This window comes from Corynebacterium suedekumii (assembly GCF_030252185.1).
GTDB lineage: Bacteria > Actinomycetota > Actinomycetes > Mycobacteriales > Mycobacteriaceae > Corynebacterium > Corynebacterium suedekumii.
Window position 1 is genome coordinate 1237556 of sequence record NZ_CP126970.1, and the last position, 26306, is coordinate 1263861.

Sequence of the window (26306 nt, forward strand, 5' to 3'; positions counted from 1 at the left end):
ATGAGCACCATGGATCTGCTCACCGCCCGCATCGACCTGGATGCGATCGCCCACAACACCCGCACGATCAAGGGCCTTATCGGGGATGTCCGGCTCATGGCGGTGGTCAAGGCCGACGGGTACGGGCACGGGGCGCTGGAGGCGGCCCGGATCATGGCGGACAACGGTGCGGACGCGTTCGGGGTGGCGACGCTGCGGGAGGCGGTGGCGTTGCGGGAGGGCGGCGTCGATAAGCCGGTGCTGGCGTGGCTGTGGTCGCCGGAGCAGGACATCGCGGAGGCGCTCGCCCTGGGCGTCGAGCTCGGCGTCCCCTCCCTCGCCCACGCACGCACGCTTGTCGACGCCGCCGTGCCCGCCCGCGTCTGCGTCAAGGTCGACACCGGTCTGCACCGCTCCGGGGTCGACGAGGCGGACTGGGACGAGGTGTTCACCTTGCTGCGGGATGCCGACCACCTCACCGTCACCGGGGTTTTCTCCCACCTGGCCTGCGCGGATGAGCCGGAGCATCCGGCCAATGACGCCCAGGCGACCGCGTTCGGCCGGGCCATCGCCCGTGCCCGCTCGCTGGGACTCGACGTCCCGGTCAACCACCTGTGCAACTCACCGGCGGCGCTGACCCGCCCCGACCTGCGCCATGAGCAGGTCCGGGTGGGGGTGGCCATGTACGGTCTGGAGCCGGTGCCGGGCCTCAACCACGGGCTGCGGCCGGCGATGACGTGGGCTGCGTCGGTGCTCGTGGTCAAGCCGATTACGGCGGGGGAGGGCACCAGCTACGGGCTGACGTGGACGGCCGGGGAGGACGGTTACCTCGCCGTCGTGCCGGCCGGGTATGCGGACGGGGTGCCGCGGAACTGGCAGGGCCACCTCGAGGTCGGCATCGGCGGGAAACGGTACCCGCAGGTCGGGCGGGTGTGCATGGACCAGATCGTCGTGTCCCTGGGCGCCAACGAGTTCGGCGTGCAGCCTGATGATGAGGCCGTTATCTTCGGGGAGGGCGGCATGAGCGCCACCGAGCTGGCCGCCGCCACCGGCACCATCAACTACGAGGTGGTCTGCCGTCCCACCGGCCGGACGGTCCGCACCTACGAGGGAGGGGTGCACCTGTGAGAAGCGACTTTCCCGCCCGTGGCACGCGCCGCCTCGACACCGCCGCCGACACCCGGGCCTTCGGCGAGGAGCTCGGCCGGGCGCTGCAGGCCGGGGACGTGGTCATCCTCGACGGCCCGCTCGGCGCGGGCAAGACCACGCTCACGCAGGGCATCGCCGCCGGTCTCGGTGTCAGGGGGCGGGTGACCTCCCCGACCTTCGTCATCGCCCGGGAGCACCGCTCCACCGTCGGCGGCCCCACCCTCGTCCACGTCGACGCCTACCGGCTGCTCGGAGAGGGGTCCTCCGGTGATCCACTCGGTGAGCTCGACGCGCTCGACCTGGACACGGAACTTCTCGACGCCGTCGTCGTCGCCGAATGGGGCGGCGGCCTCGTCGAGCAGATCACCGAGGAATACCTGTTCATCCACCTCGACCGGGAGACCGCGGTGCGGGAGGACCCGGATTCGGAGGCCCGCATCTTCACCTGGGAGCTGCGCAGCCCGGGTTTGCCGGACCAGGTCTAGGAGAGTTCAATGGCGGGTGTGCTGGACTTTCTCGCCGCAAACCCCCTCATCGCGCTGGTGGCCATCCTCGCGATCGGCCTCGCCCTCGGACGGATCCGCGTGTTCGGCCTCTCGCTCGGCGCGGCCGCCGTCCTCTTCGTCGCCCTCGGCCTGTCCACCGCCAACCCGGACATCCAGATCCCGCCGCTGGTGTTCCAGCTGGGCCTGGCGATGTTCGTCTACGCCATCGGCCTGACCGCCGGCGAGCGTTTCTTCGCGGAGTTCCGCACCCGCGGCTGGCGCCTGACCCTGTTCATGATCGCGCTGCTCACTTCCCTGGTCGGCCTCTCGGTCGCCCTGGTCAAGGGCCTGGGTCTGCAGGCGACGACGGGTGCCGGCATGTTCGCCGGAGCCCTGACGTCGACCCCGGGCATGGCGGCGATCGTCGCCATGGTGGAGCAGACCGACCCGGCGGCCGCGGGTGAGCCGGTCATCGGATATTCGCTGGCCTACCCGGGTGCCGTCCTCGGCTCCATCCTCGTCGCCGCCGTCGGCGCGGCCCTGCTCAAGGTAGACCACATCGGCGACGCGCGCGCCGAGGGCCTCATCATCGCCCCACTGGAGTGGGACGGGCTGCGCATCGGCCCCGGGATCACCGGAACGGTGTCCCAGCTGCCGGCATTGGCAGGGGCGGACGTCATCGCCACCCGCATCGTCCACGGTCCGCACGACCACACCCTCGCCGCCCCCACCGACGAACTGCACGAGGGCATGGTCCTGGTGATCAACGGCACCCATGAGGCCATCGCCGCCGCCCAGGCCGCCCTCGGCGAGCCGGTCGACGTGTCCATCGAGGGCACCGACCTGGTGTACAAGCGCCTGACGGTCTCCAATCCGCGGATCGTCGGTCGAACCCTCGCCCAGCTCAACACCGTCGACGCCGGATTCCAGATCGCCCGCATCCGCCGCGGTGACTCCGATGTCGTGCCCGCGGCCGACGATGTTCTCAACTACTCCGACCGCGTCCGGGTGGTCGCCGCCCCCAACCGGATGGCGGAGGTCCGCACCTACCTGGGGGACTCGGAACGCTCCCTGGCCGCCCCGGATCTGCTGCCCTTCGCCCTCGGCCTGCTGCTGGGTCTGCTGCTCGGCGCGATCCCCGTCCCCTTGCCCGGTGGTTCGGTGCTCTCCCTCGGATTCGGCGGCGGCCCCATCGTCGCGGGCCTGGTCCTCGGCGCGCTGCACCGCACCGGGCCGGTCACGTGGACCATGCCGTATCACGCGGTGAACACGGTGAGCACCCTCGGTCTGGCGCTGTTCCTCGCTGGCGTGGGCACCACCGCGGGCGCGGGATTCCGGGACGCCCTCACCGACCCGTCCTCCCTGACCTACATGGCGGCCGGCTTCGCGGTGACGCTGGCGTCGGCGCTGCTGTGTGCCGTCATCGGCATGCTCGTGCTGCGGCTGCGCTGGGACGAGGCGATGGGCGTGGCCGCGGGCGCGACGACGAATCCGGCGATCATCTCCTACCTCAACGGGCAGACGGGCACCGAGCTGGCGACCCGTGGCTACGCCACCGTGTACCCGACGGCGATGATCGGCAAGATCATCGCCAGCCAGATTCTCCTGCTCCTGCTGCTGTGAGCCGCCCGCGCGGGGAGTACCGTGGAGGGGACATTCCCTCAACCCCTCTAAGGAGACCCCTGTGCGCCTGAGCAAAGCCGGACTGGGCATCGTTGCCGCCGTCGTCGTCGCCTGGATCGCCGTCCTGGCCCTCATCATCGCCCTGCGACCGACCGGGACGGAGACGCGATTCGAGGCCGCCGGGGCACTCGAGCAGGCCGTCGCCGGCATGGACGAGGATGGCCTCAACGTCGTCGGCCTGTCCCCGGGCGACATCTACGGGGAGGAGTGGATCGCCGCCGCCGTCGTGTGCCCCTTCGCCACCGAGCAGGGCATCGCCCAGACCTACGAGGCCGACGCCAGCGAACTCAACCTCGGTACCGAGGGCGTCCCGGAGGACACCAACTACCTCCTGCTCCGCGACGCCGAGGGTGGCCAGGCCTTCGACCGGATCGACCGTTCCGAGATCGACCTGTGCACCGTCCCGCTGCAGGGCTACTTCGATTCCCGCGTCATGCTCCCGCTGGGCAAGACCCAGGAGGGTGGCTGGGCGCTGCTCGGTTAGCCCGACCCCTCCACTACCCTGGACGACGTGTTAGTACTCGCGATCGACACGTCCACCCCCGACCTGGTCACCGGCCTGGTCGACACCTCCGACGGTTCCGCCCGCGACCGGGTCATCGAGGGCACCCGCGCCCACAACGAACAGCTCACCCCCACGGTGCAGGCCCTGCTTGCCGACGCCGCGGTGGGCTTCGCCGACCTCGACGCCGTCGTCGTCGGCTGTGGTCCGGGCCCGTTCACGGGCCTGCGCGTCGGCATGGCCACCGCGGCCGCCTTCGGCGACGCGCTCGGCATCCCCGTCCACGGGGTGTGCTCCCTCGACGCGATCGCCCGTCGCCTGCCCGCCGGCCGGGTGCTGGTGGCCACCGACGCCCGCCGCCGGGAGATCTACTGGGCCACCTACGACGGGCACGCCCGCACCCACGGACCCGACGTCATCGCGCCGGGTGAGCTGGCCCTGCCGCACGAGGTCGACGTGGTGTCGGTGCCGGCGGCGCTGGGGGAGAAGCTGCCGGGGCAGCTGCGGGGCGTCGATACGCATGATCTGGCGCCGGACGCCGCATCCTTGGTGGCGAGCGCGGACCTGACCGCAACGCCGGAGCCGCTGGTCCCGCTGTACCTGCGGCGGCCCGACGCGAAGGAACCGGCGGCGAGGCAGCCGTCACCCGCGATCCCGGAGGTGGAGCTGTAATGGAGATCCGCAGACTGGCACTGCCCGACGCGACCCGCTGCGCGGAGCTGGAGGAACAGCTCTTCCCCGGGGACAACCCGTGGCCACGGGACATCTTCCTCGTCGAGTTCGCCGCCCCGCACACCCTCTACCTCGGGGTGTTCGACGGCGATGACCTGCTCGCCTACGGGGGCATGGCCATGCTCGGGCCACGCGATGACCCGGAGTTCGAGATCCACACCATCGGCGTCGACCCGGAGCATCAGCGCCGCGGCCTGGGGCGGGTGCTCATGGACCAGCTCATGGCCGCCGCCGACGGGGTCGACGGGCAGGTGTTCCTCGAGGTCCGCACGGACAACGAGGCGGCCATCGCCATGTACGAGAGGTTCGGGTTCGTCCGGCAGGGTATCCGGCGCAACTACTATCAGCCGTCCGGCGCGGACGCGTACACCATGACGCGGCCGTCCCAGAGTGAGAGGAACGGGCAGTGATCGTCCTGGGAATCGAGACCAGCTGCGATGAGACCGGCGTCGGCGTCGTCGACCTCGCCGAGGACGGCACGCTCACCGTCCTCGCGGACTCGGTCGCGTCGTCGATGCAGCAGCACGCCCGTTTCGGCGGCGTGGTCCCGGAGATCGCGTCGCGCGCCCACCTGGAGGAGATGGGCCCGGTGATGCGGGCTGCGCTGGCGGAGGCGGGTGTGTCCCGCCCCGATGCCGTCGCCGCCACCGTCGGTCCCGGTCTCGCCGGGGCGCTGCTCGTCGGGGCGTCCGCGGCGAAGGCGTACGCCGCCGCCTGGGGAGTGCCCTTCTACGGGGTCAACCACCTCGGCGGGCACGTCGCGGTGGCCAACCTCGAGGGCCAGACGCTGCCGCACGCCGTCGCCCTGCTCGTCTCCGGCGGGCACACCCAGCTGCTCGAGGTGGACGCGGTCGGCCGCCCCATGCGGGAACTGGGCTCCACGCTCGACGACGCCGCCGGTGAAGCCTACGACAAGGTCGCCCGCCTCCTCGGGCTGGGGTACCCCGGCGGGCCGGTCATCGACCGCCTCGCCGCCCGCGGTGACCGCGACGCCATCGCCTTCCCCCGGGGGCTGATGAAGAAGTCCGACTCCCGCCACGACTTCTCCTTCTCCGGCCTCAAGACCGCCGTGGCCCGTTACGTGGAGGCCGCTGAACGGGAGGGCCGGGTCATTTCCGTCGAGGACGTGTGCGCGTCCTTCCAGGAGGCCGTGTGCGACGTCCTCACTGTCAAGGCGGTGCGCGCCTGCCAGGACGTGGGCGCGACGGTGCTGCTGCTCGGCGGGGGAGTGGCCGCCAACTCCCGGCTGCGGGAACTGGCCGGGCAGCGGTGCGAGGCGGCCGGGATCGAGCTGCGCGTCCCGCGCTTTTCCCTGTGCACCGACAACGGCGTGATGATCGCCGCCCTGGCCGCCCAGCTCATCCACGAGGGATCCGGCCCCAGCGCCCTCACCGTGGGCACCGACCCCTCCCTTGAGGTGGAGACCCCGCTGGTGATCGGCTGATCACCACTGGTAGGTCAGGCCGTAGGCCACCAGGCCGGCGCCGATGATCACGTTGGCCACGCCCGGCACCCAGCGGAACAGTCGGGGCGTGGTCACGGTGTCGGCCGGATTCGCCGGATCGTAACGGACCGTGACGGTCTCCCCCGGGGCCCGGTTGCGGTTGTTGTCGAAGGCACGCCCCCGGTGCCGGTGCCCGGCCAGATCGTCGAAGACCACGTGGTACGTCCAGGTGGAACCACCCTCGTGATAGGAGGGTTCCGTCGCCTCCACGACGGCCTCGGCCCGCGGCCAGCGCAGAGTGCGCACGTAGTGCACCAGGCCGACCACGCCGGCGACGGTCATGGCCAGGCCGCCGGCCAGGGCCACCCAGTTCTGCCACGCGAGGTCGGCGGTCACGGCTGCCCGCCCGCCGTCAGCCACATGCCCACAACGGCCGCCGCGATGACGGTGAGCCCCACACCGACCAGTGACCAGGGGTGGATCGCCGGCCGGTCGGCCGGGTCCATGCGACGGTGGTACACGGTGACCGGATCACCCTCCCGGGCACCGTACCGGGGGCCGTGCTGGTGTCCCCGGTGCGTGACCCCGTCCGGGTCGGTGAACTCGTAGGTGATGATCCACCGGGCGGGCTGGTGCCGGGAGGTCCGCCGGTCCTCGACCCGGATGATGCGGCCGGTGGCCCGGGGTCGGGCCAGCAGGCTCACGCCGACGCCGGTGGCGACGAGGCCGATGACGACGACGGCGCCGCCCAGCGCGAGCGGCAGCCAGTCCGAGAAGTCCATGGCGGGGAGTCTAATCGCCTCCGGGTGGGCCGGTGCGGCGCTCGCCGAGCGGGATGGCCCGCGTGGCGTTACGGTGAGCGGGATTACATTCCCGACCCGAAGGACCTCCCCCGATGATCACCGGTTTCCTCGTCCGTCCCGACCTGACCCACCACACCATCGAGTTCGAGCTCGAGCACGCCGCGCAGTTCCTCGGCGGCGTCTCCCAGGACCGCGTCGCGGTGGCGTTCCAGGAGGACGGCTCCGACTACGCCGCCCTGTTCAACCCGCAGGCCCGGGACAACGGTGCGGAGCCGAACCCGGTGGCGTCGTTGGGCCGGAACACCTCCGCCACCGGCAACCCGTCCTTCCTCACGGACCCGACCTCGGCGATCTCCGGCAGCGTCATCTTCGTCGGCGCCGAGGGGCAGGACATCGGCCTCGACGAGATCCGCCGCGTCAAGGACGGGATCCGGGCGGTGAAGAACTACCGGGAGGACAACGAGGAGGACTACCGGCTGTGGCGGGCGGCGGTGCTAAACCGGGGTTCCCTGAGCGTGGAGGACTGAGGACACGCCCCTGGCAGCCGTGAATGTTGAGTGCTGGCACTCACGAGGGTAGAGTGCCAGTCAGGTTGTCTCACCCACAGTTGTTCACCCGCGACGACGGCTGTGCTGGCACCACAACCGGCACATCACCCACATCACTTTCACGGAGGATTCATCGTGGCAAACGTCAACATCAAGCCGCTCGAGGACAAGGTCCTGGTCCAGATCGTCGAGGCCGAGACCACCACCGCTTCCGGCCTGGTCATCCCGGACTCCGCCAAGGAGAAGCCGCAGGAGGCCACCGTCATCGCCGTGGGCCCGGGCCGCACCGATGAGAAGGGCGAGCGCGTCGCGGTCGACGTCAAGGAGGGTGACACCGTCATCTTCTCCAAGTACGGCGGCACCGAGCTGAAGTACAACGGCGAGGAGTACCTGCTCCTCTCCGCACGTGACCTGCTCGCCATCGTCGAGAAGTAGTCGGGAGGCTTCCAGCCCTATGGCTAAGCTCATTGCATTCAACCAGGAGGCCCGCGAGGGCATTCAGCGCGGCGTCGACACGCTTGCCGACGCCGTGAAGGTCACCCTCGGCCCCCGCGGCCGCAACGTGGTCCTGGACAAGGCCTTCGGTGGCCCGCTGGTCACCAACGACGGCGTCACCATCGCCCGCGACATCGACGTCGAGGACCCCTTCGAGAACCTCGGCGCCCAGCTGGTCAAGTCCGTGGCCATCCAGACCAACGACGCCGCCGGCGACGGCACCACCACCGCGACCCTGCTCGCCCAGGCCCTCATCCACGAGGGGCTGCGCAACGTCGCCGCCGGTGCCAACCCGGTCGAGCTCAACCGCGGCATCGGTGCCGCGGCCGACAAGACCGTCGAGCTGCTCAAGGCCCGCGCCACCGAGGTCGCCTCCTCCACGGAGATCGCCAACGTGGCCACCGTCTCCTCCCGCGACGCCGTCGTGGGCGAGATGGTCGCCGGCGCCATGGACAAGGTGGGCAAGGACGGTGTCCTCACCGTCGAGGAGTCCCAGTCCATCGAGTCCTCCCTCGACGTCACCGAGGGCATCTCCTTCGACAAGGGCTTCCTGTCGCCGTACTTCATTACCGACGTCGACGCCCAGCAGGCCGTGCTGGAGGACGCCCTGGTGCTGCTCGTGCGCAACAAGATCTCCTCCCTGCCGGACTTCCTGCCGCTGCTGGAGAAGGTCGTCGAGTCCAACAAGTCCGTCCTCATCATCGCCGAGGACGTCGAGGGCGAGCCGCTGCAGACCCTCGTGGTCAACTCCATCCGCAAGACCATCAAGGCCGTTGCCGTCAAGGCCCCGTACTTCGGTGAGCGCCGCAAGGCCTTCATGGACGATCTCGCCGTGGTCACCAACGCCACCGTGGTCGACCCGGAGGTCGGCATCAACCTCAACGAGGCCGGCCCGGAGGTCTTCGGTTCCGCCCGCCGCATCACCGTGACCAAGGACGACACCGTCATCGTCGACGGTGCCGGCACCGCGGAGGAGGTGGAGACCCGTCGTGAGCAGATCCGCCGCGAGATCGCCTCCACCGACTCCTCCTGGGACCGGGAGAAGGCCGAGGAGCGCCTGGCCAAGCTCTCCGGCGGTGTCGCCGTCATCCGTGTCGGCGCCCCCACCGAGACCGAGGTCAACGAGCGCAAGCTGCGCGTCGAGGACGCCATCAACGCGGCCCGCGCGGCCGTGCAGGAAGGCGTCATCGCCGGTGGCGGTTCCACCCTGGTGCAGATCGCCGAGGAGCTCAAGGCCTACGCCGAGGAGTTCGAGGGCGAGGCCCGCACCGGTGTGCTCGCCGTGTCCCGCGCACTGGTCAAGCCGGCCTTCTGGATCGCCGCCAACGCTGGCCTCGACGGCGCTGTCGTCGTGGCCAAGATCGCCGAGCTGCCGAACGGGGAGGGCTTCAATGCCGCCACCCTGGAGTACGGCAACCTCATCGAGCAGGGCATCATCGACCCGGTCAAGGTCACCCACTCCGCGGTGGTCAACGCCGCGTCGGTGGCCCGGATGATCCTCACCACCGAGGCTTCCGTGGTGACCAAGCCGGAGGAGCCGGCGGTTGACGCCGGCCACGGCCACCACCACCACTAGTCACCCACCGGGTGGCACCGGGCAGAACTGAACCCGGGTCAGGGCGCGTACCGCGTGCCCTGACCCGGGTTTTCGTGTGTGGTCCTAGACGGTGACCTTCTGGCGGTTCCGGCGGTCACTGCGGTTGCGGAGCACCATGAGGCGCTCGGACTCGGACAGTCCGCCCCAGATGCCGTAGGGCTCGGCGACCTGGAGGGCGTGCTCGCGGCAGGAGGCGATGACGGGGCAGGCGTGACAGATGGCCTTGGCACGGTTCTCCCGCTGGGAGCGCGCGCGGCCCCGCTCGCCGTCCGGGTGGTAGAAGACATCGGATTCCTCGCCCCGGCAGGCGCCGTGGAGCTGCCAGTCCCAGAAGTCGGCGTTCGGGCCGGGAAGCAGGTGCGGCTGTGCCATGTCACAATCTCCTCTTGAGAAGTACTCGGTCTGTCTGGGCCGGTGCAGCCGGACGGTGGGCCGTCGGCGCTGCGGCGCAGTTGAAGTGTGGTTCCCGGTGGTGAACGGATGGTTGCCAAATCGTGACCTCACGGTGCAATCGCCGTGACCCCTCGACGTCGTAGGCCTGTGGCCTGCGGAAACGTCCAAGGTTAAAGATGGGTGAATTCTTATCGGACTGTGATGTGGCTCCCAACCTCTGCGGTGGAAATGAGTTCGGTTAGAGTCTGAGTATTCTGAAACCGGTCGGGGAGACCCCCACGACCGTGACCGGAGAGGCCCGGAGGACGAGCGTGAGCGACACAGATGCTGAGCTGGCGGAGCTGGTGCCGCTGGCCATGGACGGCGATCGTCGGGCTCTGCAGCGCATCATGCAGATCGTGCATCCGATGGTCCTGCGCTACGCCCGCGCCCGCGTCGGCGGTGGTCGCACACCCACTCCGGAGGACATCGCGCAGGAGATCTGCCTGGCGGTAGCGACGTCGATAGGCAATTTCGTGGACAAGGGACGGCCGTTCATGGCGTTCGTCTACGGTATCGCGTTCAACAAGGTCGCCGACGCCCACCGCTCGATGGCCCGCGACCACTCCCATCCCACGGAGGAGGTGCCGGACGCCGCGGACGGGGACACGCCTGAGGAATTCGCCCTTGTTTCTGATGGAAGTAACAGAGTGCGTGCCCTGCTCGATGAGTTAAGTGACAAAGCGCGCGACATCGTCATCCTGAGGGTGTTCGTGGGGCTTTCGGCGGAAGAGACCGCCGAGGTGGTCGGCAGCACCCCCGGTGCCGTGCGAGTGGCACAGCACCGGGCGCTGGCCACACTGCGCAAGAACCTGGAAGCAAGAGGAGAAGAGTGATGAATCGTCGTCACCGGGACGCCGACACGGGCGACATCACCAGCCAGCTGAAGCCGCTGACTGATGATGACGCCTTCCTCAGCGACCTCTCCCGCGGTATCGACCCCTCCGAGGGCACGGACGAGCTGGCCGGTCTGCTGCTCGCCCTGCGCGAGGACGTCGAGAAGCAGATGCCCCCCGCCCCCGTGATTGAGGGAGCGGACGAGGAGCCCGCCGTCATCTCCCTGGCGGACCGGCGTCGGCGCCGTCGTTCGCGCCCGCTGCTGTCGGGTCTCATCGGTGCCGCCGCCGCGACCCTGGTCATCGCCGGTTCCGGCGCCGCGATCTACAACGCCACCCCGGGGTCCCCGCTGTGGGGGATCTCCAGCACCCTGTTCAGCGACCGGGCCGCCGTCGTCGAGCTGGCGAGCACCCTCGACGAGATGGACTCCCGCGCCGCCGAGGGCGACATGACCGGCACCCGGCAGCTCCTGGAGGAGGCGCGTCGACTCCTGCGCGACGGGGACAACCGTGACCCGCGTACCGGAGAGTCCACCGCTCCGGACACGACCACCTCCGTGGTGCAGAACCCGACGACCGCCACCACGACGGTCACGCGACCGGAGGAGAACCCCGCGGAGCCGTCCGCCCCGGAGACGGTGACGGAGACCGCGGTGGTGACTGAGACGGCCGTCGCCACGGTGACGGTGACCCAGGGCCCGCCGCCGGTGCGGCCGAACCCGCTGCCCGCCCCCACCCCGCAGGAGCCGACGAACCCGGTACCGGGTGACGGCGCCGCCCCGACGCCGACGCTGGCGCCGCCGCAGCTGCCGGACGCGGGTTAACAGCCGACCGGACCCGGGTCAGCGGGCGTCGAGCCCGTCGAGGTAGCCCGACGCGTACTCCCACGGGACGTACGCGGTGACGTCCGGGTGGGCGGAGGGCTCATGCACCGGCGCGAGATCGCCGGCCAGCGTCGCGGACATGTTCGCGGCCATGATGTCCCAGTCGTAGTAGTGGAAGTCGTCGCAGTCCTCGCAGAGGAAGAAGATGCCGAGGATGCCGCGCGGCTCCAGTTCCTTCTTGAACCGGGCGACCAGCGCCAGATCCTGGGTGATGCCCACCCGCTCCTCGTCCGACAGGGGCGGGGCCGGCTCGTCAGCGTCGAGGAACGACGCCGGGTCGTTGGGGTCGTCGGCGAACGGGTCCAGCGGCATCTGCGAGTCGTAGTTCACACTGGCCACACTATTGTGGACCGGCGCCGGTGGCAATTCTCCGCCGCTAAGGTCTCGCTACCATCCGCAGGTGAAAAGGCCTAAGGTGAAGGCACTGCGGAAGCGAAGCCTGTGCGTAAAGGAGCAACCATCCATGACCGATCAGCGTGTGACCACCGGTGGGGACGATCCGGACAAGGTGGCCCTGCTGGGGCTGACCTTCGATGACGTCCTCCTCCTGCCGGCGGAGTCCAACATCGTCCCCAGTGAGGTCGACACCGCCGCCCAGTTCACCCGCAACATCCGCCTCGGCATCCCGGTGATCTCCGCGGCGATGGACACGGTCACCGAGGCCCGGATGGCCATCGCCATGGCACGTCAGGGCGGCCTCGGCGTGCTGCACCGCAACCTCTCGGCGGAGGAGCAGGCGGAGCAGGTGGAGATCGTCAAGCGTTCGGAGTCCGGCATGGTCACCGACCCGGTCACCTGCACCCCGGACATGACCATCGCCGACGTTGACGCCCTGTGCGCCCGATTCCGGATCTCCGGTCTGCCGGTCGTGGACGACAACGGCACCCTCGTGGGCATCTGCACCAACCGTGACATGCGCTTCGAGGCCGATCTGGGTCGTCGTGTCGCCGAGGTCATGACCCCGATGCCGCTGGTGGTGGCCAAGGAGGGCGTGTCCAAGGAGGAGGCCCTCGAGCTGCTGTCCGCCAACAAGGTGGAGAAGCTGCCGATCGTGGACGACAACGGCCGTCTCGTCGGCCTCATCACCGTCAAGGACTTCGTCAAGTCCGAGCAGTACCCCAACTCCTCCAAGGACTCCTCCGGGCGCCTGCTCGTCGCCGCCGGCATCGGCACCGGCGATGACTCCTGGGACCGGGCGGGCAAGCTCGTCGAGGCCGGCGTCGACGTCCTCGTCGTCGACTCCGCCCACGCCCACAACAACCGCGTCCTGGAGATGGTCTCCCGCGTCAAGCGCGACTTCGGTGACCGCGTCGATGTCGTCGGCGGCAACCTGGCCACCCGCGCCGCCGCCCGCGCGATGATCGACGCCGGCGCGGACGCCATCAAGGTGGGCATCGGCCCCGGCTCCATCTGCACCACCCGCGTCGTCGCCGGCGTCGGCGCCCCGCAGATCACCGCCATCATGGAGGCCGCCGTGCCCGCCCGCGAGGCCGGCATCCCGATCATCGCCGACGGCGGCATGCAGTTCTCCGGTGACATCGCCAAGGCCCTGGCCGCCGGCGCCAGCACCGTCATGCTCGGCTCCATGCTCGCCGGCACCACCGAGGCCCCGGGTGACATCGTCGTCTCCGGCGGCAAGCAGTATAAGCGTTACCGCGGCATGGGCTCCATGGGTGCCATGCAGGGTCGTGGCCTGTCGGGCGAGAAGCGTTCCTACTCCAAGGACCGCTACTTCCAGGCGGACGTGCGCAGCGAGGACAAGCTCGTGCCCGAGGGCATCGAGGGCCGCGTGCCGTTCCGCGGTTCCATCGACGCGATCACCCACCAGCTCGTCGGCGGCCTCCGCGCCTCCATGGGCTACACCGGTTCCGCCACGATCGAGGAGCTGCAGACCAAGCAGTTCGTGCAGATCACCTCGGCCGGCCTCAAGGAGTCGCACCCGCACCACATCACCCAGACTGTCGAGGCGCCGAACTACCACTAGTCCGATTATCGACGTCGCGCGTCCCCCAGGGCCGCACGTTTCCCCACTGCAGGGGGAGCGTGCGGCCCTGTGGCGTGCGGTAGAGTGATCAACCATGCGTGACTACGTCGAAATCGGGATCGGCCGGGAAGCCCGCCGCACCTACCACCTGTCGGACATCGCCATCGTCCCCTCCCGGCGGACCCGGTCCTCCCAGGACGTCGACACCACCTGGCACATCGACGCCTACACCTTCGAGATCCCGGTGATGTCGCACCCGACGGACGCGCTCGCCGGGCCGGAGTTCGTCATGGAGATGGACCGCCAGGGCGGCCTCGGCGTCATCAACGCGGAGGGTCTGTGGGGGCGCCACGAGGATCTCGACGCCGCGGTTGCCCAGGTCGTGGACACCGTCACCGACGACGCCTCCCTCGACTTCACCGGTGCCAAGGCCATCGCCCGGCTCCAGCAGCTGCACGCCGCCCCGATCGACTTCGACCTGCTCACCGACCGTATCGGCCAGGTCCGCGCCTCGGGTGCCACCGTCGCCGTGCGAGTGAGCCCGCAGCGTGCCCGTGAGCTCGCGCCCGTGGTCATCAAGGCCGGCGCGGAGCTGCTGGTCATCCAGGGCACGATGATCTCCGCCGAGCATGTCGCCACCGGGGGCGAACCCCTCAACCTCAAGGAGTTCATCGGTTCCCTTGAGGTTCCCGTCATCGCTGGTGGCGTGGCCGATTACACCACCGCCATGCACCTCATGCGCACCGGCGCGGCCGGCGTCATCGTCGGCGGGGGCACCAACACCAACCACTACGCCCTCGGACTTGAGGTGCCCATGGCCACCGCCATCGCCGACGTCGCCTCCGCCCGCCGGGAGTACCTCGACGAGACCGGTGGCCGCTACGTCCACATCATCGCCGACGGGGAGATCGAGACCTCCGGCGACGTGGCCAAGGCCATCGCCTGCGGCGCCGACGCCGTCATGCTCGGCACCACCCTCGCACCGGCCGCCGAGGCCGCGGGCAAGGGCACCTACTGGCCGGCCGTCGCCGCCCACCCGCGCTTCCCGCGGGGGCGCATCGAGGCCCCGCAGACCGACCTCGTCGAGGACGAGGCGGCCCCCACCCTGGAGACCATCCTCCACGGCCCGTCGACGGAGCCCTTCGGCAACCAGAACATCGTCGGCGGCCTGCGTCGCGCACTGGCCAAGTGCGGGTACACCGACCTCAAGGCCTTCCAGAAGGTCGGGTTGTCCGTCAGCCGCTGACCGGCCCGCACAGCCCCGGGTCCGTCGCGGCTCACTGGACTCCGGGGCGGGGGAGGGTGCGTAGTAGGATGAGCACCGTGACTCAAGCTACCCCCCGCCCCGTCCTCGTCGTCGACTTCGGCGCCCAGTACGCCCAGCTCATCGCCCGTCGCGTGCGTGAGGCCCGGATCTACTCGGAGGTGGTGCCGCACACCGCCACGGCCGAGGAGATCCGCGCCAAGAATCCCGCCGCGCTGGTCCTGTCCGGTGGCCCGTCGTCCGTCTACACGGACAACGCCCCGAAACTGGACCCGGCCATCATGGACCTCGGTGTCCCGGTGTTCGGCATCTGCTACGGCTTCCAGGCGATGACCCACGTCCTCGGCGGCACGGTCGCCGAGACCGGCTCGCGCGAGTACGGCCGCACCGACCTCACCGTGGAGGGCGACGGCGTCCTCCATGACGGGCTGGAGACCACCCACAAGGTGTGGATGAGCCACGGTGACGCCGTCACCGAGGCCCCGGCCGGCTTCACCGTCACCGCCTCCTCCGCCGGAGCACCGGTCGCCGCGTTCGAGAACGTGGAGAAGAAGATGGCCGGCGTCCAGTACCACCCCGAGGTGCTGCACTCCCCGCACGGCCAGCAGGTGCTGGCCCGCTTCCTCACCCAGATCGCCGGCATCGAGCCGACGTGGACCGCCTCCAACATCGCCGAGCAGCTCATCGACGCCGTCCGTGAGCAGATCGGCCCCGACGGCCACGCCATCTGCGGCCTGTCCGGCGGCGTGGACTCCGCCGTCGCCGCCGCTCTGGTGCAGCGCGCCATCGGCGACCGTCTCACCTGTGTCTTCGTCGACCACGGACTGCTGCGCGCCGGCGAACGCGAGCAGGTGGAGAATGACTTCGTCGCCGCCACCGGCGCGAAGCTGGTCACCGTCGACGAGCGTGCCGCCTTCCTGGGCAAGCTGGCCGGCGTCACCGAGCCGGAGGCCAAGCGCAAGGCCATCGGCGCCGAGTTCATCCGTTCCTTCGAGCGCGCCGTCGCCGGTGTCCTCGAGGGTGAGCAGGTCGACTTCCTGGTCCAGGGCACCCTGTACCCGGACGTCGTCGAGTCCGGCGGCGGCACCGGTACCGCGAACATCAAGAGCCACCACAACGTCGGCGGTCTGCCGGATGACGTGGAGTTCCAGCTCGTCGAGCCGCTGCGCCTGCTGTTCAAGGACGAGGTCCGCGCCGTCGGCCGTGAGCTCGGTCTGCCCGAGGTCATCGTCGCCCGCCAGCCGTTCCCGGGCCCGGGCCTGGGCATCCGCATCATCGGCGAGGTCACCGAGGAGCGCCTGGAGACCCTCCGTGCCGCCGACCTCATCGCCCGCACCGAGCTGACCGCCGCCGGCCTGGACGACACCATCTGGCAGTGCCCGGTGGTGCTGCTCGCCGACGTCCGTTCCGTCGGCGTCCAGGGGGACGGCCGCACCTACGGTCACCCCATCGTGCTGCGCCCGGTCACCTCCGAGGACGCCATGACCGCCGACTGGTCGCGTATCCCCTACGAGGTGCTCGAGCGCATCTCCACCCGCATCACCAACGAGGTCGCCGACGTCAACCGCGTCGTGCTCGACGTGACCTCGAAGCCGCCGGGAACCATCGAGTGGGAGTGATCCCCACTGATCCGTGAGGCCCCGCACCGTCCACCGGTGCGGGGCCTCACACGGTTGTAGCTACGTATCCGTGCGGGCCCGCCCTTTCTCGGGTTTACTTGTTCCTATGTCTACAACTCCGCAGATCACCCGCTTCGTCACGGAATTCGACCACCATGAGGTGGGCGTCGATGACCTGTTCTTCTCCACCACCGACGACAAGGGCGTGATCACCGCCTCCAACGAGGTGTTCGAGCGGCTGTCCCGCTACTCGCGCGACGAGCTGCTCGACGCCCCGCACAACCTCATCCGCCACCCGGACATGCCGGGCGGGGTGTTCCGTGCCATGTGGGACACCCTGGCGGCGGGGGAGCCGTTCGTCGGGTACGTCCGCAACCTGGGCAAGGGCGATTCCAGCTATGACGTCCTGGCGACCGTCACCCCGCTGCCGGACGGCGGGTACCTCTCCGTGCGCACCCGCCCGGTGACGGAGATCTTCGGCACCGCCGCGGAGATCTACGTCCAGATGAACGACCTCGAGCACTGGGTGGTCAACACCGAGGGGAAGAACCGCCGCCAGGCCGCCGAGGTCGGGGCGCAGCGCCTCGGGGAGGAGCTGGATGCCCGTGGCATCTCCGACTACGGCGAGCTCATGCGGGTCATCCTGCCCGCGGAGGTCGCCGAGCGTGAGAAGCAGTCGCGTATCGACGTCGCCGCTCTCGCCGCCGCCGGCCCCACCTCCGCCGCGGCGGTCGACGTCCACCGCGCCCTCGACCAGTTCATGGCCTCCCAGGAGTCCATCTCGCGGGCCATCGCCGCCCTGCAGAAGGCGAGTGGGCAGCTGGCGGAGGAGACCGCCACCACCGCCCGGGTGGCCGAGGAGATGGACGCCCTCGACATCACCGGCCCGGAGGCCACCCTCCTGCTGGCCCCGCTGCAGGTGTGGGCCCGGATGCACGGCATCGTCACCGAGCACATCGCCGAGCTGGAGGAGCTGCTGGCCACCCTGCAGCCGGTGAGCGAGCAGTCCCGTTTCTACATCGCCCTGGCCCGCCTGCACTCGCTCATGACCTCCCTGTTCGCCGCCGACGAGGCGGACCGCTCCGAGTCGATCCGGATGCTCGTCCAGGCGCTCGAGGCCGGCCTGACCCGGATGAGTGACCTCGTCGCCCAGCACCAGCGGGTCTCCCGACGCGTGGCCGTGAAGTCGTCGTCGGTGGTCAACCTCCTGGAGGTCCCTCGCGAGATGATCGACAGCTGGCTCACCGACACCCAGGCCAGCGAGCTGGCCGCCGGCACCGAGGGGCTGGTGGAGCAGGCCCGGGCGGCCATCGAGAAGGCGGATGAGTCGATGCGCCAGCTCCGCGACCTGGGCCAGGCGCTCGGGGATCAGACCACCCTGGAATTCGATCAGCTCCGTGACGCCGTGTTCGCCCTCTCCCAGCAGGTCCGCACGTAGGGTGGCCGGGAACGTATTCCTCTCCGAAAGGCCCGCCATGAAGTCCTCCGTCATGCCCTCCCAGCTGCCGCCCGGTCCCGCCGAGCGCACCGTCTACTCCTACGGCGTCCGCGCCGGGGACACCCTCCACATCTCCGGGATGGTGGCCTTCGACGCGGAGGCCACCATCGTGGGGGAGGGGGACGTGGAGAAGCAGACGGAGCAGGTGTTCCAGAACATGCGCGCCGTCGTCGAGCAGGCCGGCGGCACGATGGCCGACATCGTCTCCACGACCACCTATCTTGTCGACGTCGCCGACGCCCCCGTGGTCAACGCCGCCCGTGCCCGCCACTTCACCGGCGACGTCCTGCCGACCCACACCGTCGTCGGGGTCGCCGCACTGGCCCGCCCGCAGTTCCTCGTGGAGATCTCCGCCGTCGCCTACCTGGGGTAGGCGGTCGGGACTACTCGCCTTCCATCACGCGGACGGGGCCGATGCCGCCCTCGACGTTGAGGGTGAGACGTTCACCCTCGGCGTCCGGGTTGTACTCGCCCGGCTCGCAGTCGGATTCGCCGAGGCCCGCGTCGCACTCGATGGTCAGCGGCACCTCGCGGGGCAGGAAGATGTTGACCGGCCCGATGCCACCCTCGACGGAGATCTCGTGGGACTTCTCCAGGGCGGGCAGGTTGCGCAGGTCGACGACGAGGTCACCGATCTCGCCCTCGTAGCTGGACTGCAGCTCCGCCTCGGCCGCCGGGGCGTGCTGCTTGGGTTGCGCGATGTCGGGGTCGTTGACCACCACCGCGCCGAAGAGGGCGGTGATGGCGGCGGAGATCGCCAGGGCGACGCCGATGCCGCCGAGGATCCAGGGCCAGATCCGGGCCCTGCGCTTCGGCTGCGGGGCCGGTCCCGGTTCGGGCAGGTCCCAGGCGAAAGGGGCGGCGCCGAGCGGGTCCCAGGCCGGGGGAGTGGTGCGCCCGGGCGGTACGGGGGTGCCCTCGGCCGGGGTGAACATCGACAGGTCCACCGGCTGGGTCATCGTGGCCGTCGGCGGGGTGGCCAGCAGGCCGGCGGGCGGGGCGGGGGTGCGCTTGTCCAGCGCCCACCAGGCGGCCAGCATGAGGATGATCGAGCCGAAGGCGGAGGAGAGGATGACGCCGTCGCCGGGCACGGAGCTGGTGAGGAAGAGGATGAGGAAGACCAGCAGGACCCAGCCGGTGGTGCGCTGCCCGGCCTCCGGTTCGCTGAGCTGCTCGGCGCGCCGGGTGATGGCCTGTAGGGGGGAGACGGACATGCCGTAGCGGGGCATGAAGCCCCAGGCCAGCAGGTAGGCCGCGAGGCCGCCGCCGAGCGTGAGCGCGGAGACGACGAAGGCGACGCGGACGAGGGTCGGGTCGATCTGGTAGCGGACGCCGATGCCCTCGCAGACGCCGGCGATCTTGGCGTTGCCGCCCTGCTCGGACGGGATGCGCGGTGGTCGGGTGTCCCACATCTGGCGGAGGGTGTCGGTTGCGGTGCTCATGACCCCATTGTGGGCGCCGGCCGGGCGGATGGACATCGGGATCCACCCTGATTTGACGATTTCAGGGTCTGCCCTGATGCCCCCGAGCCGGCCTGCGTGCCAAGATCGGGGGCATGAGCACCACCGCCCCGGTCCCCTACGCCCAGGACCGCCCGTCGCCCGGCCCGTACCCGCAGTACGTGCGCCCGCGCCACGGGCGCGTCGTCGCGGGCGTGGCGTCGGGTGCGGCGGTGCACCTGGGGGTGGACGTGTTCTACGTCCGCCTCGCCTTCCTCGTCGGGGCGTTCCTCTCCGGTCTGGGTGTGCTCGCCTACGCGGGTCTGTGGGTGGTGTCGAAGACCGACGCGAACCTCGTCGTCCCGCCGCGGAAGGTGACGCTGTCCCGGCCGGTGAACATCGGCCTGGCGTTGCTCGGCGGTGTCGGTTTCGTCATGTCCCTGTCGGTGGTCTCCGGGCTGTCGGGCGGGGTGCTCGTCCCGCTGCTCATCGCGGGCGTGGGCGCGTTCCTCGCCTGGCAGGCCTATGACCGGGGGCTGGACTCCTCCCGCAGCTACATCAGCATCATCGGTGGCGCGGCGCTGGTGCTCTCCGGCGTGGTGATGACGGTGTTCTACACCGACCAGTCCGGTGGCTTCGGTGCGGCGCTGCTGTCGGTGGGCCTGACCCTGGCGGGTGTCGCCGCGCTCGGCGGCCCGCTGGTCATCCGGCTGTGGGACAACCTCGCCGAGGAACGCGCCCTCAAGGCCGCCTCCGAGGAGCGCGCGGAGATCGCCTCCCGGCTCCACGACTCGGTGCTGCAGACCCTGGCGCTGATCCAGAAGCGGTCCGCGGATCCCGACGAGGTCGCCCGCCTGGCACGTGGCCAGGAACGCGAGCTGCGGCAGTGGCTGTTCGAGTCGGAGGAGAAGACCTCCCAGTCCGTCTTCGCCGCCGTGGAGACCGCCTGCGGTGAGGTGGAGGACCTGTTCGGACTGCGCATCGCCCCCGTGACGGTGGGCACCGACCGGCCGCTGACCGATGAGTCGCAGGCGGTGATTCTCGCGGCGCGGGAGGCGATGGTGAACGCGGTGAAGCACGCGGGCGTCGATACGCTCGATGTGTACGCTGAGCTGCTCGGCGGCGAGTTGAGCATCTTCGTCCGCGACCGCGGCACCGGATTCGATCCCGACGCCGTCCCGGCGGACCGGCACGGCATCCGCGACTCCATCCACGCCCGCATGGAACGCGCCGGCGGCACCGCGCGCGTCACCTCCACGCCGGGGGAGGGCACGGAGGTCTCCGTGACGCTGGCACTGCCGGTATCCTGAACCGCATGGTGAAGGTGTTCCTGGTCGACGACCATTCCGTGTTCCGCTCCGGCGTCCGCGCCGAGCTGGACGGCAAGGTCGACATCGTCGGTGACGCCGGCTCCGTGCGCGACGCCATCGCCGGCATCGACGCGACGGTCCCCGACGTCGTGCTTCTCGACGTCCACATGCCCGACGGCGGCGGCATCGCCGTGCTCAAGGGGGTCACCGCCGACACCACCTTCCTGGCGCTGAGCGTGTCCGACGCCGCCGAGGACGTCATCTCCCTCATCCGCGCCGGTGCCCGTGGCTACGTGACCAAGAACATCTCCGGCACCGAACTCGCCGAGGCCATCGAACGCGTCCACGGCGGCGACGCCTACTTCTCCCCACGCCTGGCCGGTTTCGTCCTCGACGCCTTCGCCGGCGGCGAGATCGTGGAGGACGAGGCGGAGGAACCGCAGAAGATCGAGGACCCCGTCGTCGACGCCCTCACCCGCCGCGAACTCGAGGTCCTGCGCCTGCTGGCCCGCGGCTACACCTACCGGGAGATCGGCAAGGAACTGTTCATCTCCGTCAAGACCGTGGAGACCCACGCCTCCAACATCCTCCGCAAGACCCAGCAGTCCAACCGCCACGCCCTCACCCGCTGGGCCCACTCCCGGGACCTCGACTGATGACGGGCCCGCACGGGGAGAAACTCGCGCGTGACGACGACCGCCGCTACACCTTCCAGCCCGGCCGCGTCGTCGTCGCCGCCCTGATCTTCACCGCCATCGTCATCTGGCAGGCCGACCTCTACTGGGGCTGGTGGCTGCCCGCCTTCCTCTTCATCGCCGGACTCTTCGCCGCCATGCACTCCTTCTATAACTGGGCCAACATCCGCCTCAACCGCATGGGCCGGCGCGCCCGGGACGCCGGGCAGGAGTTCTAGGGACGGAGCGGGAGCGTCGTGCCTGACTACTGGAACCACAACACCGCCTATCATCCGTGGATCCTGCGTGCCGTCGCTGAGCGGCCGGTGCGAGACGCCCTCGACGTCGGCTGTGGCGACGGCCTCTTCCTGACCCGACTGGCCCCGCTCGTGGACACGGCCACCGGCCTGGAACCGGATCCGGGCACATACGAACGGGCCCGGGTTCGCCTGGCTGACGTGGACAATGTCACCGTGAGGCCCTGCAGCTTCGAGGACTGGGGTGCCGGCGCGGGCAGCATCGACCTGGTCACCATGGTCGCCTCACTGCACCACATGGACCTGACGGGGGCGCTTGAGAAGACACGTGAGCTGCTGCGCCCCGGCGGGCAACTGCTGGTCGTCGGACTGGCGGCGAACCGGAGTGCGACCGACTGGCTCTTCTCCGGGCTCCAGCTGCCCTGGGTGCGGCTGTTCTCCGCCCTACACCGGGAGTCCCCGGACATCGGGGTGCCGGTGGCCGAGGCAGAGAAGAGTCTCGCGGAAATCCGGGCCGAGGCGGAGCGGGTCCTCCCCGGCGTCCGGGTCAGGCGGGGCCTGTACTACCGCTACCTGCTCAGGTGGGTGAAACCGGGGTAGGTGAGGCGGGCGTTGTCCGGCACACACCGAGACCTGGACACCGAGAGCAGTGGTGGTCTCGGGGTTGAGCCGTCCTGAACACCGAGAGGAGTGGCCCTCTCGGTGTTCAGGTCTCGGTGTATGGCCGGATTGGAGTGGGCAGCCCTTCCGAGAACCGGGATCTGGCGAGCTGGTTACTCGAGAGCAGTCAATGACGATCCGTGAGATTATGCATCTGCGGTGTGCCGCTCGCGGGGTTGCGTACGATCCCCGACCTGAAACTCAGGTCCAGCATTGATCTTGAGGTGGAGGATGTCAGATAGGGCGTCGCGCAACGCGGAGGTGGGATCATCCACGAGACGGGCCTCGCGGTACCCGACGTGATTGTCCGGGCGGACGAGAATACATCCGTCATCGGCGATCTCCCGCAGCCTGAACCAGTCCCCGAAAGTGTCGGCGTAGTCCTGGTCCGGGCCGATCTTGTATGCGGGGATCTCCACACCCAACTCCTCGGACAGAGCCCGGGCCGCATCCACCCACTTCTGACCGTTGGTTCCGGTGAGAATGGTGAAGTGCCCTCCGCCACAGATGTCGAGCGTGGACACCTTCGGCGCCGCCGGGTTGGAGGTGCTTAACCAGGCGTGCGGAAGGCGAGCTCCCGGATGTGTTGTCGGCTGGTAGTACAGCTCTGGGTCTGAGTCCTGCGTCGGCCACGGGGTTCCGTCCGAGACGACGGCCGAGGATTCGTAGCGTTGACCCATCTCGACACCCAGAGCATTGAACTCGTAGTCCTTGATCTTCAGTGCGGTATTCAGTGCCTGGCGGCGACGCTCACCTTCCTCGGTGGGTTGCTTACGGACGTCCATCGCGGCCTGCATTGCTGTGGCATCATCCGCCGGATCGATACCGAGGGCGTCAAGCACCTGGCCGAATTCGGTGATGGACTTGTTGGCGCGCCGCACGATCTGCCGCGCAACCGGCACCCGCTCATCTTGATAGGAGTCGACGAGTCCCTCTCCGGCCTTCCCCTTGAGGACCATCGCCAGTTTCCAGGCGATGTTGTAGGAGTCCTGGATGGAGGTGTTTGATCCCAGGCCGTTGCTCGGGGGATGGCGGTGGACGGCATCGCCGACACAGATTACCCGGCCCTTCATGTTCTGCTCAGCATACGAGTCGTTGACGGTCCACAGCGACCAGTGCCGGACGTTCACGTCGAGATCAGGAATGCCGACCAGATTGCGTACGATGTCCGCGGCCTTGGCCTCATCCATCTCCGGCGGCGGTTGGTTGATGTCGTATCCCCAGGTGACCAGCCACTCGTTCCAGGGACGAACCATACGCACCAGGCCGAGGCCGATGCCACCGACGGAGGCGCCGGGCTGGAGAACCCAGTACAAGGAGGACTGACGGTCCTGACAGTATTCACTCAGGTCCATGTCACAGTGGATGTTCATGGAACCGGAGACACCCATCTTCCCGTCCATGGGGAGTCCGAGGTCTTCGGCGATCTGGGAGCGGCCGCCATCCGCGCCGATCAGGTACTTCGAGTGGACGACATAAGTGTGGCCAGTCAGGCGGTCCCGCACCGTGGTGTGCACGCCTTCAGCATCTTGCGTGTGGGAGACGTATTCGGTCTTCCAGCGGAATACCGCACCTCGGGCCATGGCATTACGCACAAGGATGGGCTCGAAGTGAGTCTGAGGAAGATCACAGTTCAACGAAGGGGACGCAGCAATGTAGTCACCCTCCCGCTTTGGACCGGTGCCCCATGAATGGACCCGACCGAACTCCTCGCCGTTGATGGCGGTGCAGAATACGGTCTCACCGATCATGTGGTGCGGTACTTCTTCGGCCTTGATCTGGTCTTCAATTCCCATGTCCCGCATGAGCTCTACGGTGCGCTGGTTGGTGATGTGAGCCCGTGGAGTGTTGGCGGTGTTGCCGTACTTGCTGGCGACGACGCAGTTGATGCCGTAGGTGGACAGGAACAGCGCGGCTGAGGAGCCGGCCGGGCCGGAACCCACGATGAAGACGTCGGTGACGAAATCCGCGGAAGTGGTTGCGGTCATGAAAATCATCTCTCCTTAAGTTGTTTTCGTTTTGGCAGGAGCCAGCACAATGTCGAAGCGGGTCCGGGCCCAAGTGCCGTCGGCGATTTCGGACACGTCGCGGCCATCCGGGGTCGGGGTGCCGGCAGGTTGCTGCTCGAAGGCCTTGATCAGTGAGTCCTTAACTCCGAACACGGAGTCGCCGATGTCTAGCTGAGGGTCACCGTCCACGAAAATGTGAGTCACCAGGGTGCGGAATCCTGAGGCCGTGACCATGAAGTGCAGATGTGCAGCGCGGACCGGAGAACGGCCGACAGCCTGGAGCATCTGGCCCACCGGGCCGTCGTGCGGAATCGGGTACGGCACGGGAGTCAGGCCCCAGAAGCGATAGGTGCCCTGGTCGTCTGTGTGCAGGTAGGCGCGACCGGCCATGCGGTTGTCTGCGTACTGCACGTCATAGAAGCCGTCTTCGTCGCATTCCCACACCTCAATTCGGGCGTTCGGAACAGGATTGCCGTCCGTGTCGGTGACGGTCCCTTCCACCCACGCGGGTTGCCCATGGGCGCCGCCTGCAATGTCGCCACCGTGGGAGACTTCGGGGGCGTCGTCGACGAAGAAGGGGCCGAATACCGTGGCTTCAGTCGCGTCCTCATAGGCTTCGTTGTTTACGGCGATGGTCTGCATGGATGCACCCAGGGTGTCGGAGAGGAGAACGAACTCCTGTCGCTTGTCATCGGTGATGTGGCCGACCCGGGTGAGGAAGTCGATGGCCTGGTTCCACTCATCCTCAGTCAGCCGGACGTCCCGGATGAATTCGTGGAGATGGACCGTCAAGCTCTGCATAAGAAGTTTCAGACGCGGATTCTCGCAGCTGTCGAAGGACGCGACTACCCGGTCGAGCAGGTCCTCCTCCACCCGACGCTGGGCGTCAGAGACGTGGGCAGTGTGGGATGTATGGGTCATCGGGTCCGTCCTTCGATGAAGTCGTTGAGATGGGCAGGATCATCGCCCCGGAATGCGGCGGTGAGTAGCGCAGTGATGTTTTCGTGTGTGGCTTCCGTCGGGTTGTTGGCGGGCACGGCGGCCATCACCCGATCCGCGGCCTCGGAGATGCCGTCCTCAGGGAGACCGAGTTCGGCGAGCGATCTCGGGGCGTCGATGTCCCGGTAGAGAAGATTGAGTTCAGCCAGTGCATCGTCGCCTCCCAGCGCGTGGGCAAGGGCCTCCGCGACCTCCGGAACCGCTGGGAGGTTGAGCGCGGCGACGTAGCGGAGGACGACGGAGTGGGTCTCGGCGTGGGGCAAGTTGAAGGTGCCTCCGAGCACGTGGCAGATCTTGTGGTGGAGTCCGGAACCGGCGGAGGCGAACGCCACCCCCGAGAGGTAGCAGCCGTACAGCGCCTGTTCCCTTGCCTCCTGTCCGCTGCCGGCAGCGAGTCCCCGGAGAGCTGACGCCAACGCACGAGCTGATTCGAGACTCAGCGCCCGATTGATCGGATCCGCCTTCGGTGCCCAGAGCGAGTCAACACAGTGCGCCATGGCATTGAGCCCGGAAGCGATGGCCATGTCCTGTGGCAGGGTGGCCACGAGATCGGCGTCATAGACCACCACCGCGGGGAGAACCGCCGGGTCGACCCCGGTGGTCTTGGTCCTCGCTTCAGTGATACCCCATACCGGGGTGGCTTCCGAGGCGGCGTAGGTGCTGGGAACAGCGATGACAGGGAGGGAGGTTTCCAGTGCAACGGCCTTGGCGAGGCCGGTGGCGGAGCCTCCTCCGATGCTGATCACTCCGTCGGCCCCGGAATCCCGGGCCGCTGAAGTTGCCTCATCGGCGACCGCCCGGGGGACATGCTGGACGGTTTTCCGCCAGTGTTCTGTCGGGGAGAGCACTGCAGACAGTGAGTCTGCCACCTCGTGTGTTCCTTCGGTGGAGATGAGCATGGGACGACGTATTCCCAGCTGTGCAGCTTCGGCGCGTACGCGCTCAACGACCCGCCCGGTGTCGAGTACAACACGTTGGGGGAGGGTGTCATGCGTGAATTTTAGGGAGTTCATGTAAGTGTTCC

29 protein-coding genes are annotated in these 26306 nt (G+C 68.9%); 21 read left to right on the forward strand and 8 right to left on the reverse strand.

Features of this window, described 5'->3' with window-relative positions:
• The first annotated feature begins 9 nt into the window (after positions 1-9).
• The 7 genes from alr (at position 10) to tsaD (ending at position 5974) form a co-directional block, all read left to right on the forward strand.
• A complete protein-coding gene (gene alr, locus QP029_RS06235) occupies positions 10-1107 on the forward strand; it encodes an alanine racemase (protein WP_284876171.1) in 1098 nt (365 codons plus the stop codon).
• On the forward strand, positions 1104-1613 hold the full coding sequence (gene tsaE, locus QP029_RS06240; protein ID WP_284875942.1) for a tRNA (adenosine(37)-N6)-threonylcarbamoyltransferase complex ATPase subunit type 1 TsaE: 510 nt from the start codon (positions 1104-1106) through the stop codon (positions 1611-1613). Before alr ends, tsaE begins: the two co-directional genes overlap by 4 nt.
• A gap of 18 nt (positions 1614-1631) precedes the next feature.
• Entirely contained in the window at positions 1632-3236 is a 1605-nt protein-coding gene (locus QP029_RS06245) for an aspartate:alanine exchanger family transporter (RefSeq protein WP_284876172.1), read from the forward strand.
• Positions 3237-3297: 61 nt separating this feature from the next.
• On the forward strand, positions 3298-3780 hold the full coding sequence (locus tag QP029_RS06250; protein ID WP_284875943.1) for a hypothetical protein: 483 nt from the start codon (positions 3298-3300) through the stop codon (positions 3778-3780).
• A gap of 27 nt (positions 3781-3807) precedes the next feature.
• A complete protein-coding gene (gene tsaB, locus QP029_RS06255) occupies positions 3808-4470 on the forward strand; it encodes a tRNA (adenosine(37)-N6)-threonylcarbamoyltransferase complex dimerization subunit type 1 TsaB (protein WP_284875944.1) in 663 nt (220 codons plus the stop codon).
• Entirely contained in the window at positions 4470-4940 is a 471-nt protein-coding gene (gene rimI / locus QP029_RS06260; protein ID WP_284875945.1) for a ribosomal protein S18-alanine N-acetyltransferase, read from the forward strand. Before tsaB ends, rimI begins: the two co-directional genes overlap by 1 nt.
• Positions 4937-5974, forward strand: a complete 1038-nt coding sequence (tsaD, locus tag QP029_RS06265; RefSeq protein WP_284875946.1) for a tRNA (adenosine(37)-N6)-threonylcarbamoyltransferase complex transferase subunit TsaD — start codon at positions 4937-4939, stop codon at positions 5972-5974. Before rimI ends, tsaD begins: the two co-directional genes overlap by 4 nt.
• On the opposite strand, the gene QP029_RS06270 is transcribed toward tsaD, so the two are convergent.
• Positions 5975-6370: a DUF3592 domain-containing protein gene (locus tag QP029_RS06270; protein WP_284875947.1), complete on the reverse strand. Its 396-nt coding sequence runs from the start codon at positions 6368-6370 to the stop codon at positions 5975-5977.
• Positions 6367-6756 (reverse strand): DUF3592 domain-containing protein, encoded by a 390-nt coding sequence (locus QP029_RS06275; RefSeq protein ID WP_284875948.1) that lies wholly within the window; start codon positions 6754-6756, stop codon positions 6367-6369. Before QP029_RS06275 ends, QP029_RS06270 begins: the two co-directional genes overlap by 4 nt.
• Positions 6757-6869: 113 nt before the next feature.
• Here QP029_RS06275 and QP029_RS06280 point away from each other — a divergent pair, with 113 nt between their 5' ends.
• From QP029_RS06280 to groL, 3 genes are all read left to right on the forward strand, one after another.
• A complete protein-coding gene (locus QP029_RS06280) occupies positions 6870-7304 on the forward strand; it encodes a hypothetical protein (protein ID WP_284875949.1) in 435 nt (144 codons plus the stop codon).
• Positions 7305-7460: 156 nt separating this feature from the next.
• Entirely contained in the window at positions 7461-7760 is a 300-nt protein-coding gene (groES, locus tag QP029_RS06285) for a co-chaperone GroES (RefSeq protein ID WP_042620767.1), read from the forward strand.
• Between the two features lie 19 nt (positions 7761-7779).
• Positions 7780-9396: a chaperonin GroEL gene (groL, locus tag QP029_RS06290; RefSeq protein ID WP_284875950.1), complete on the forward strand. Its 1617-nt coding sequence runs from the start codon at positions 7780-7782 to the stop codon at positions 9394-9396.
• A gap of 84 nt (positions 9397-9480) precedes the next feature.
• On the opposite strand, the gene QP029_RS06295 is transcribed toward groL, so the two are convergent.
• Entirely contained in the window at positions 9481-9789 is a 309-nt protein-coding gene (locus tag QP029_RS06295; RefSeq protein ID WP_284875951.1) for a WhiB family transcriptional regulator, read from the reverse strand.
• Between the two features lie 332 nt (positions 9790-10121).
• On the opposite strand from QP029_RS06295, the gene QP029_RS06300 reads away from it, so the two are divergent.
• Positions 10122-10685 carry a sigma-70 family RNA polymerase sigma factor gene (locus QP029_RS06300; RefSeq protein WP_284875952.1) on the forward strand — a complete coding sequence of 188 codons (564 nt, stop codon included), beginning with the start codon at positions 10122-10124 and terminating at the stop codon, positions 10683-10685.
• Positions 10685-11509: a hypothetical protein gene (locus tag QP029_RS06305; RefSeq protein ID WP_284875953.1), complete on the forward strand. Its 825-nt coding sequence runs from the start codon at positions 10685-10687 to the stop codon at positions 11507-11509. The genes QP029_RS06300 and QP029_RS06305 overlap by 1 nt, the downstream gene beginning before the upstream one ends.
• A gap of 18 nt (positions 11510-11527) precedes the next feature.
• On the opposite strand, the gene QP029_RS06310 is transcribed toward QP029_RS06305, so the two are convergent.
• Positions 11528-11899: a DUF5319 domain-containing protein gene (locus QP029_RS06310; RefSeq protein ID WP_284875954.1), complete on the reverse strand. Its 372-nt coding sequence runs from the start codon at positions 11897-11899 to the stop codon at positions 11528-11530.
• 133 nt (positions 11900-12032) lie between these two features.
• Between QP029_RS06310 and guaB the strand changes: the two genes are divergently transcribed.
• The 5 genes from guaB to QP029_RS06335 all read left to right on the forward strand — a co-directional run bounded on the left by guaB (position 12033) and on the right by QP029_RS06335 (position 18307).
• On the forward strand, positions 12033-13553 hold the full coding sequence (gene guaB, locus QP029_RS06315) for an IMP dehydrogenase (protein ID WP_284875955.1): 1521 nt from the start codon (positions 12033-12035) through the stop codon (positions 13551-13553).
• Positions 13554-13647: 94 nt separating this feature from the next.
• On the forward strand, positions 13648-14799 hold the full coding sequence (locus QP029_RS06320) for a GuaB3 family IMP dehydrogenase-related protein (RefSeq protein ID WP_284875956.1): 1152 nt from the start codon (positions 13648-13650) through the stop codon (positions 14797-14799).
• Positions 14800-14867: 68 nt separating this feature from the next.
• Positions 14868-16436 (forward strand): glutamine-hydrolyzing GMP synthase, encoded by a 1569-nt coding sequence (guaA, locus tag QP029_RS06325; protein WP_284875957.1) that lies wholly within the window; start codon positions 14868-14870, stop codon positions 16434-16436.
• A 106-nt stretch (positions 16437-16542) separates the two neighbouring features.
• Positions 16543-17874 carry a PAS domain-containing protein gene (locus QP029_RS06330; protein ID WP_284875958.1) on the forward strand — a complete coding sequence of 444 codons (1332 nt, stop codon included), beginning with the start codon at positions 16543-16545 and terminating at the stop codon, positions 17872-17874.
• 37 nt (positions 17875-17911) lie between these two features.
• Entirely contained in the window at positions 17912-18307 is a 396-nt protein-coding gene (locus QP029_RS06335; protein WP_284875959.1) for a RidA family protein, read from the forward strand.
• A gap of 10 nt (positions 18308-18317) precedes the next feature.
• Here QP029_RS06335 and QP029_RS06340 read toward each other — a convergent pair whose 3' ends face one another.
• Positions 18318-19376: a PspC domain-containing protein gene (locus tag QP029_RS06340; protein ID WP_284875960.1), complete on the reverse strand. Its 1059-nt coding sequence runs from the start codon at positions 19374-19376 to the stop codon at positions 18318-18320.
• Positions 19377-19489: 113 nt separating this feature from the next.
• Between QP029_RS06340 and QP029_RS06345 the strand changes: the two genes are divergently transcribed.
• The 4 genes from QP029_RS06345 to QP029_RS06360 are packed head-to-tail and all read left to right on the forward strand — an operon-like array spanning position 19490 to position 22214.
• Positions 19490-20683, forward strand: a complete 1194-nt coding sequence (locus tag QP029_RS06345; RefSeq protein ID WP_284875961.1) for an ATP-binding protein — start codon at positions 19490-19492, stop codon at positions 20681-20683.
• Positions 20684-20688: 5 nt separating this feature from the next.
• Positions 20689-21339 carry a response regulator gene (locus QP029_RS06350; RefSeq protein ID WP_284875962.1) on the forward strand — a complete coding sequence of 217 codons (651 nt, stop codon included), beginning with the start codon at positions 20689-20691 and terminating at the stop codon, positions 21337-21339.
• The gene (locus QP029_RS06355; protein ID WP_284875963.1) at positions 21339-21596 is read left to right on the forward strand and encodes a hypothetical protein; all 258 of its coding nucleotides are present in this window, start codon (positions 21339-21341) and stop codon (positions 21594-21596) included. Before QP029_RS06350 ends, QP029_RS06355 begins: the two co-directional genes overlap by 1 nt.
• 18 nt (positions 21597-21614) lie before the next feature.
• Positions 21615-22214 (forward strand): class I SAM-dependent methyltransferase, encoded by a 600-nt coding sequence (locus QP029_RS06360; protein ID WP_284875964.1) that lies wholly within the window; start codon positions 21615-21617, stop codon positions 22212-22214.
• Between the two features lie 206 nt (positions 22215-22420).
• On the opposite strand, the gene QP029_RS06365 is transcribed toward QP029_RS06360, so the two are convergent.
• From QP029_RS06365 to QP029_RS06375, 3 genes are read right to left on the reverse strand one after another with little or no spacing between them, the layout of a single operon-like run.
• Positions 22421-24262, reverse strand: a complete 1842-nt coding sequence (locus QP029_RS06365) for an FAD-dependent oxidoreductase (protein ID WP_284876173.1) — start codon at positions 24260-24262, stop codon at positions 22421-22423.
• A gap of 15 nt (positions 24263-24277) precedes the next feature.
• Positions 24278-25204 (reverse strand): dioxygenase family protein, encoded by a 927-nt coding sequence (locus QP029_RS06370; RefSeq protein ID WP_284875965.1) that lies wholly within the window; start codon positions 25202-25204, stop codon positions 24278-24280.
• Complete coding sequence (locus QP029_RS06375) at positions 25201-26295, reverse strand: maleylacetate reductase (RefSeq protein WP_284875966.1); 1095 nt, start codon at positions 26293-26295, stop codon at positions 25201-25203. The genes QP029_RS06370 and QP029_RS06375 overlap by 4 nt, the downstream gene beginning before the upstream one ends.
• Positions 26296-26306: the final 11 nt, after the last annotated feature.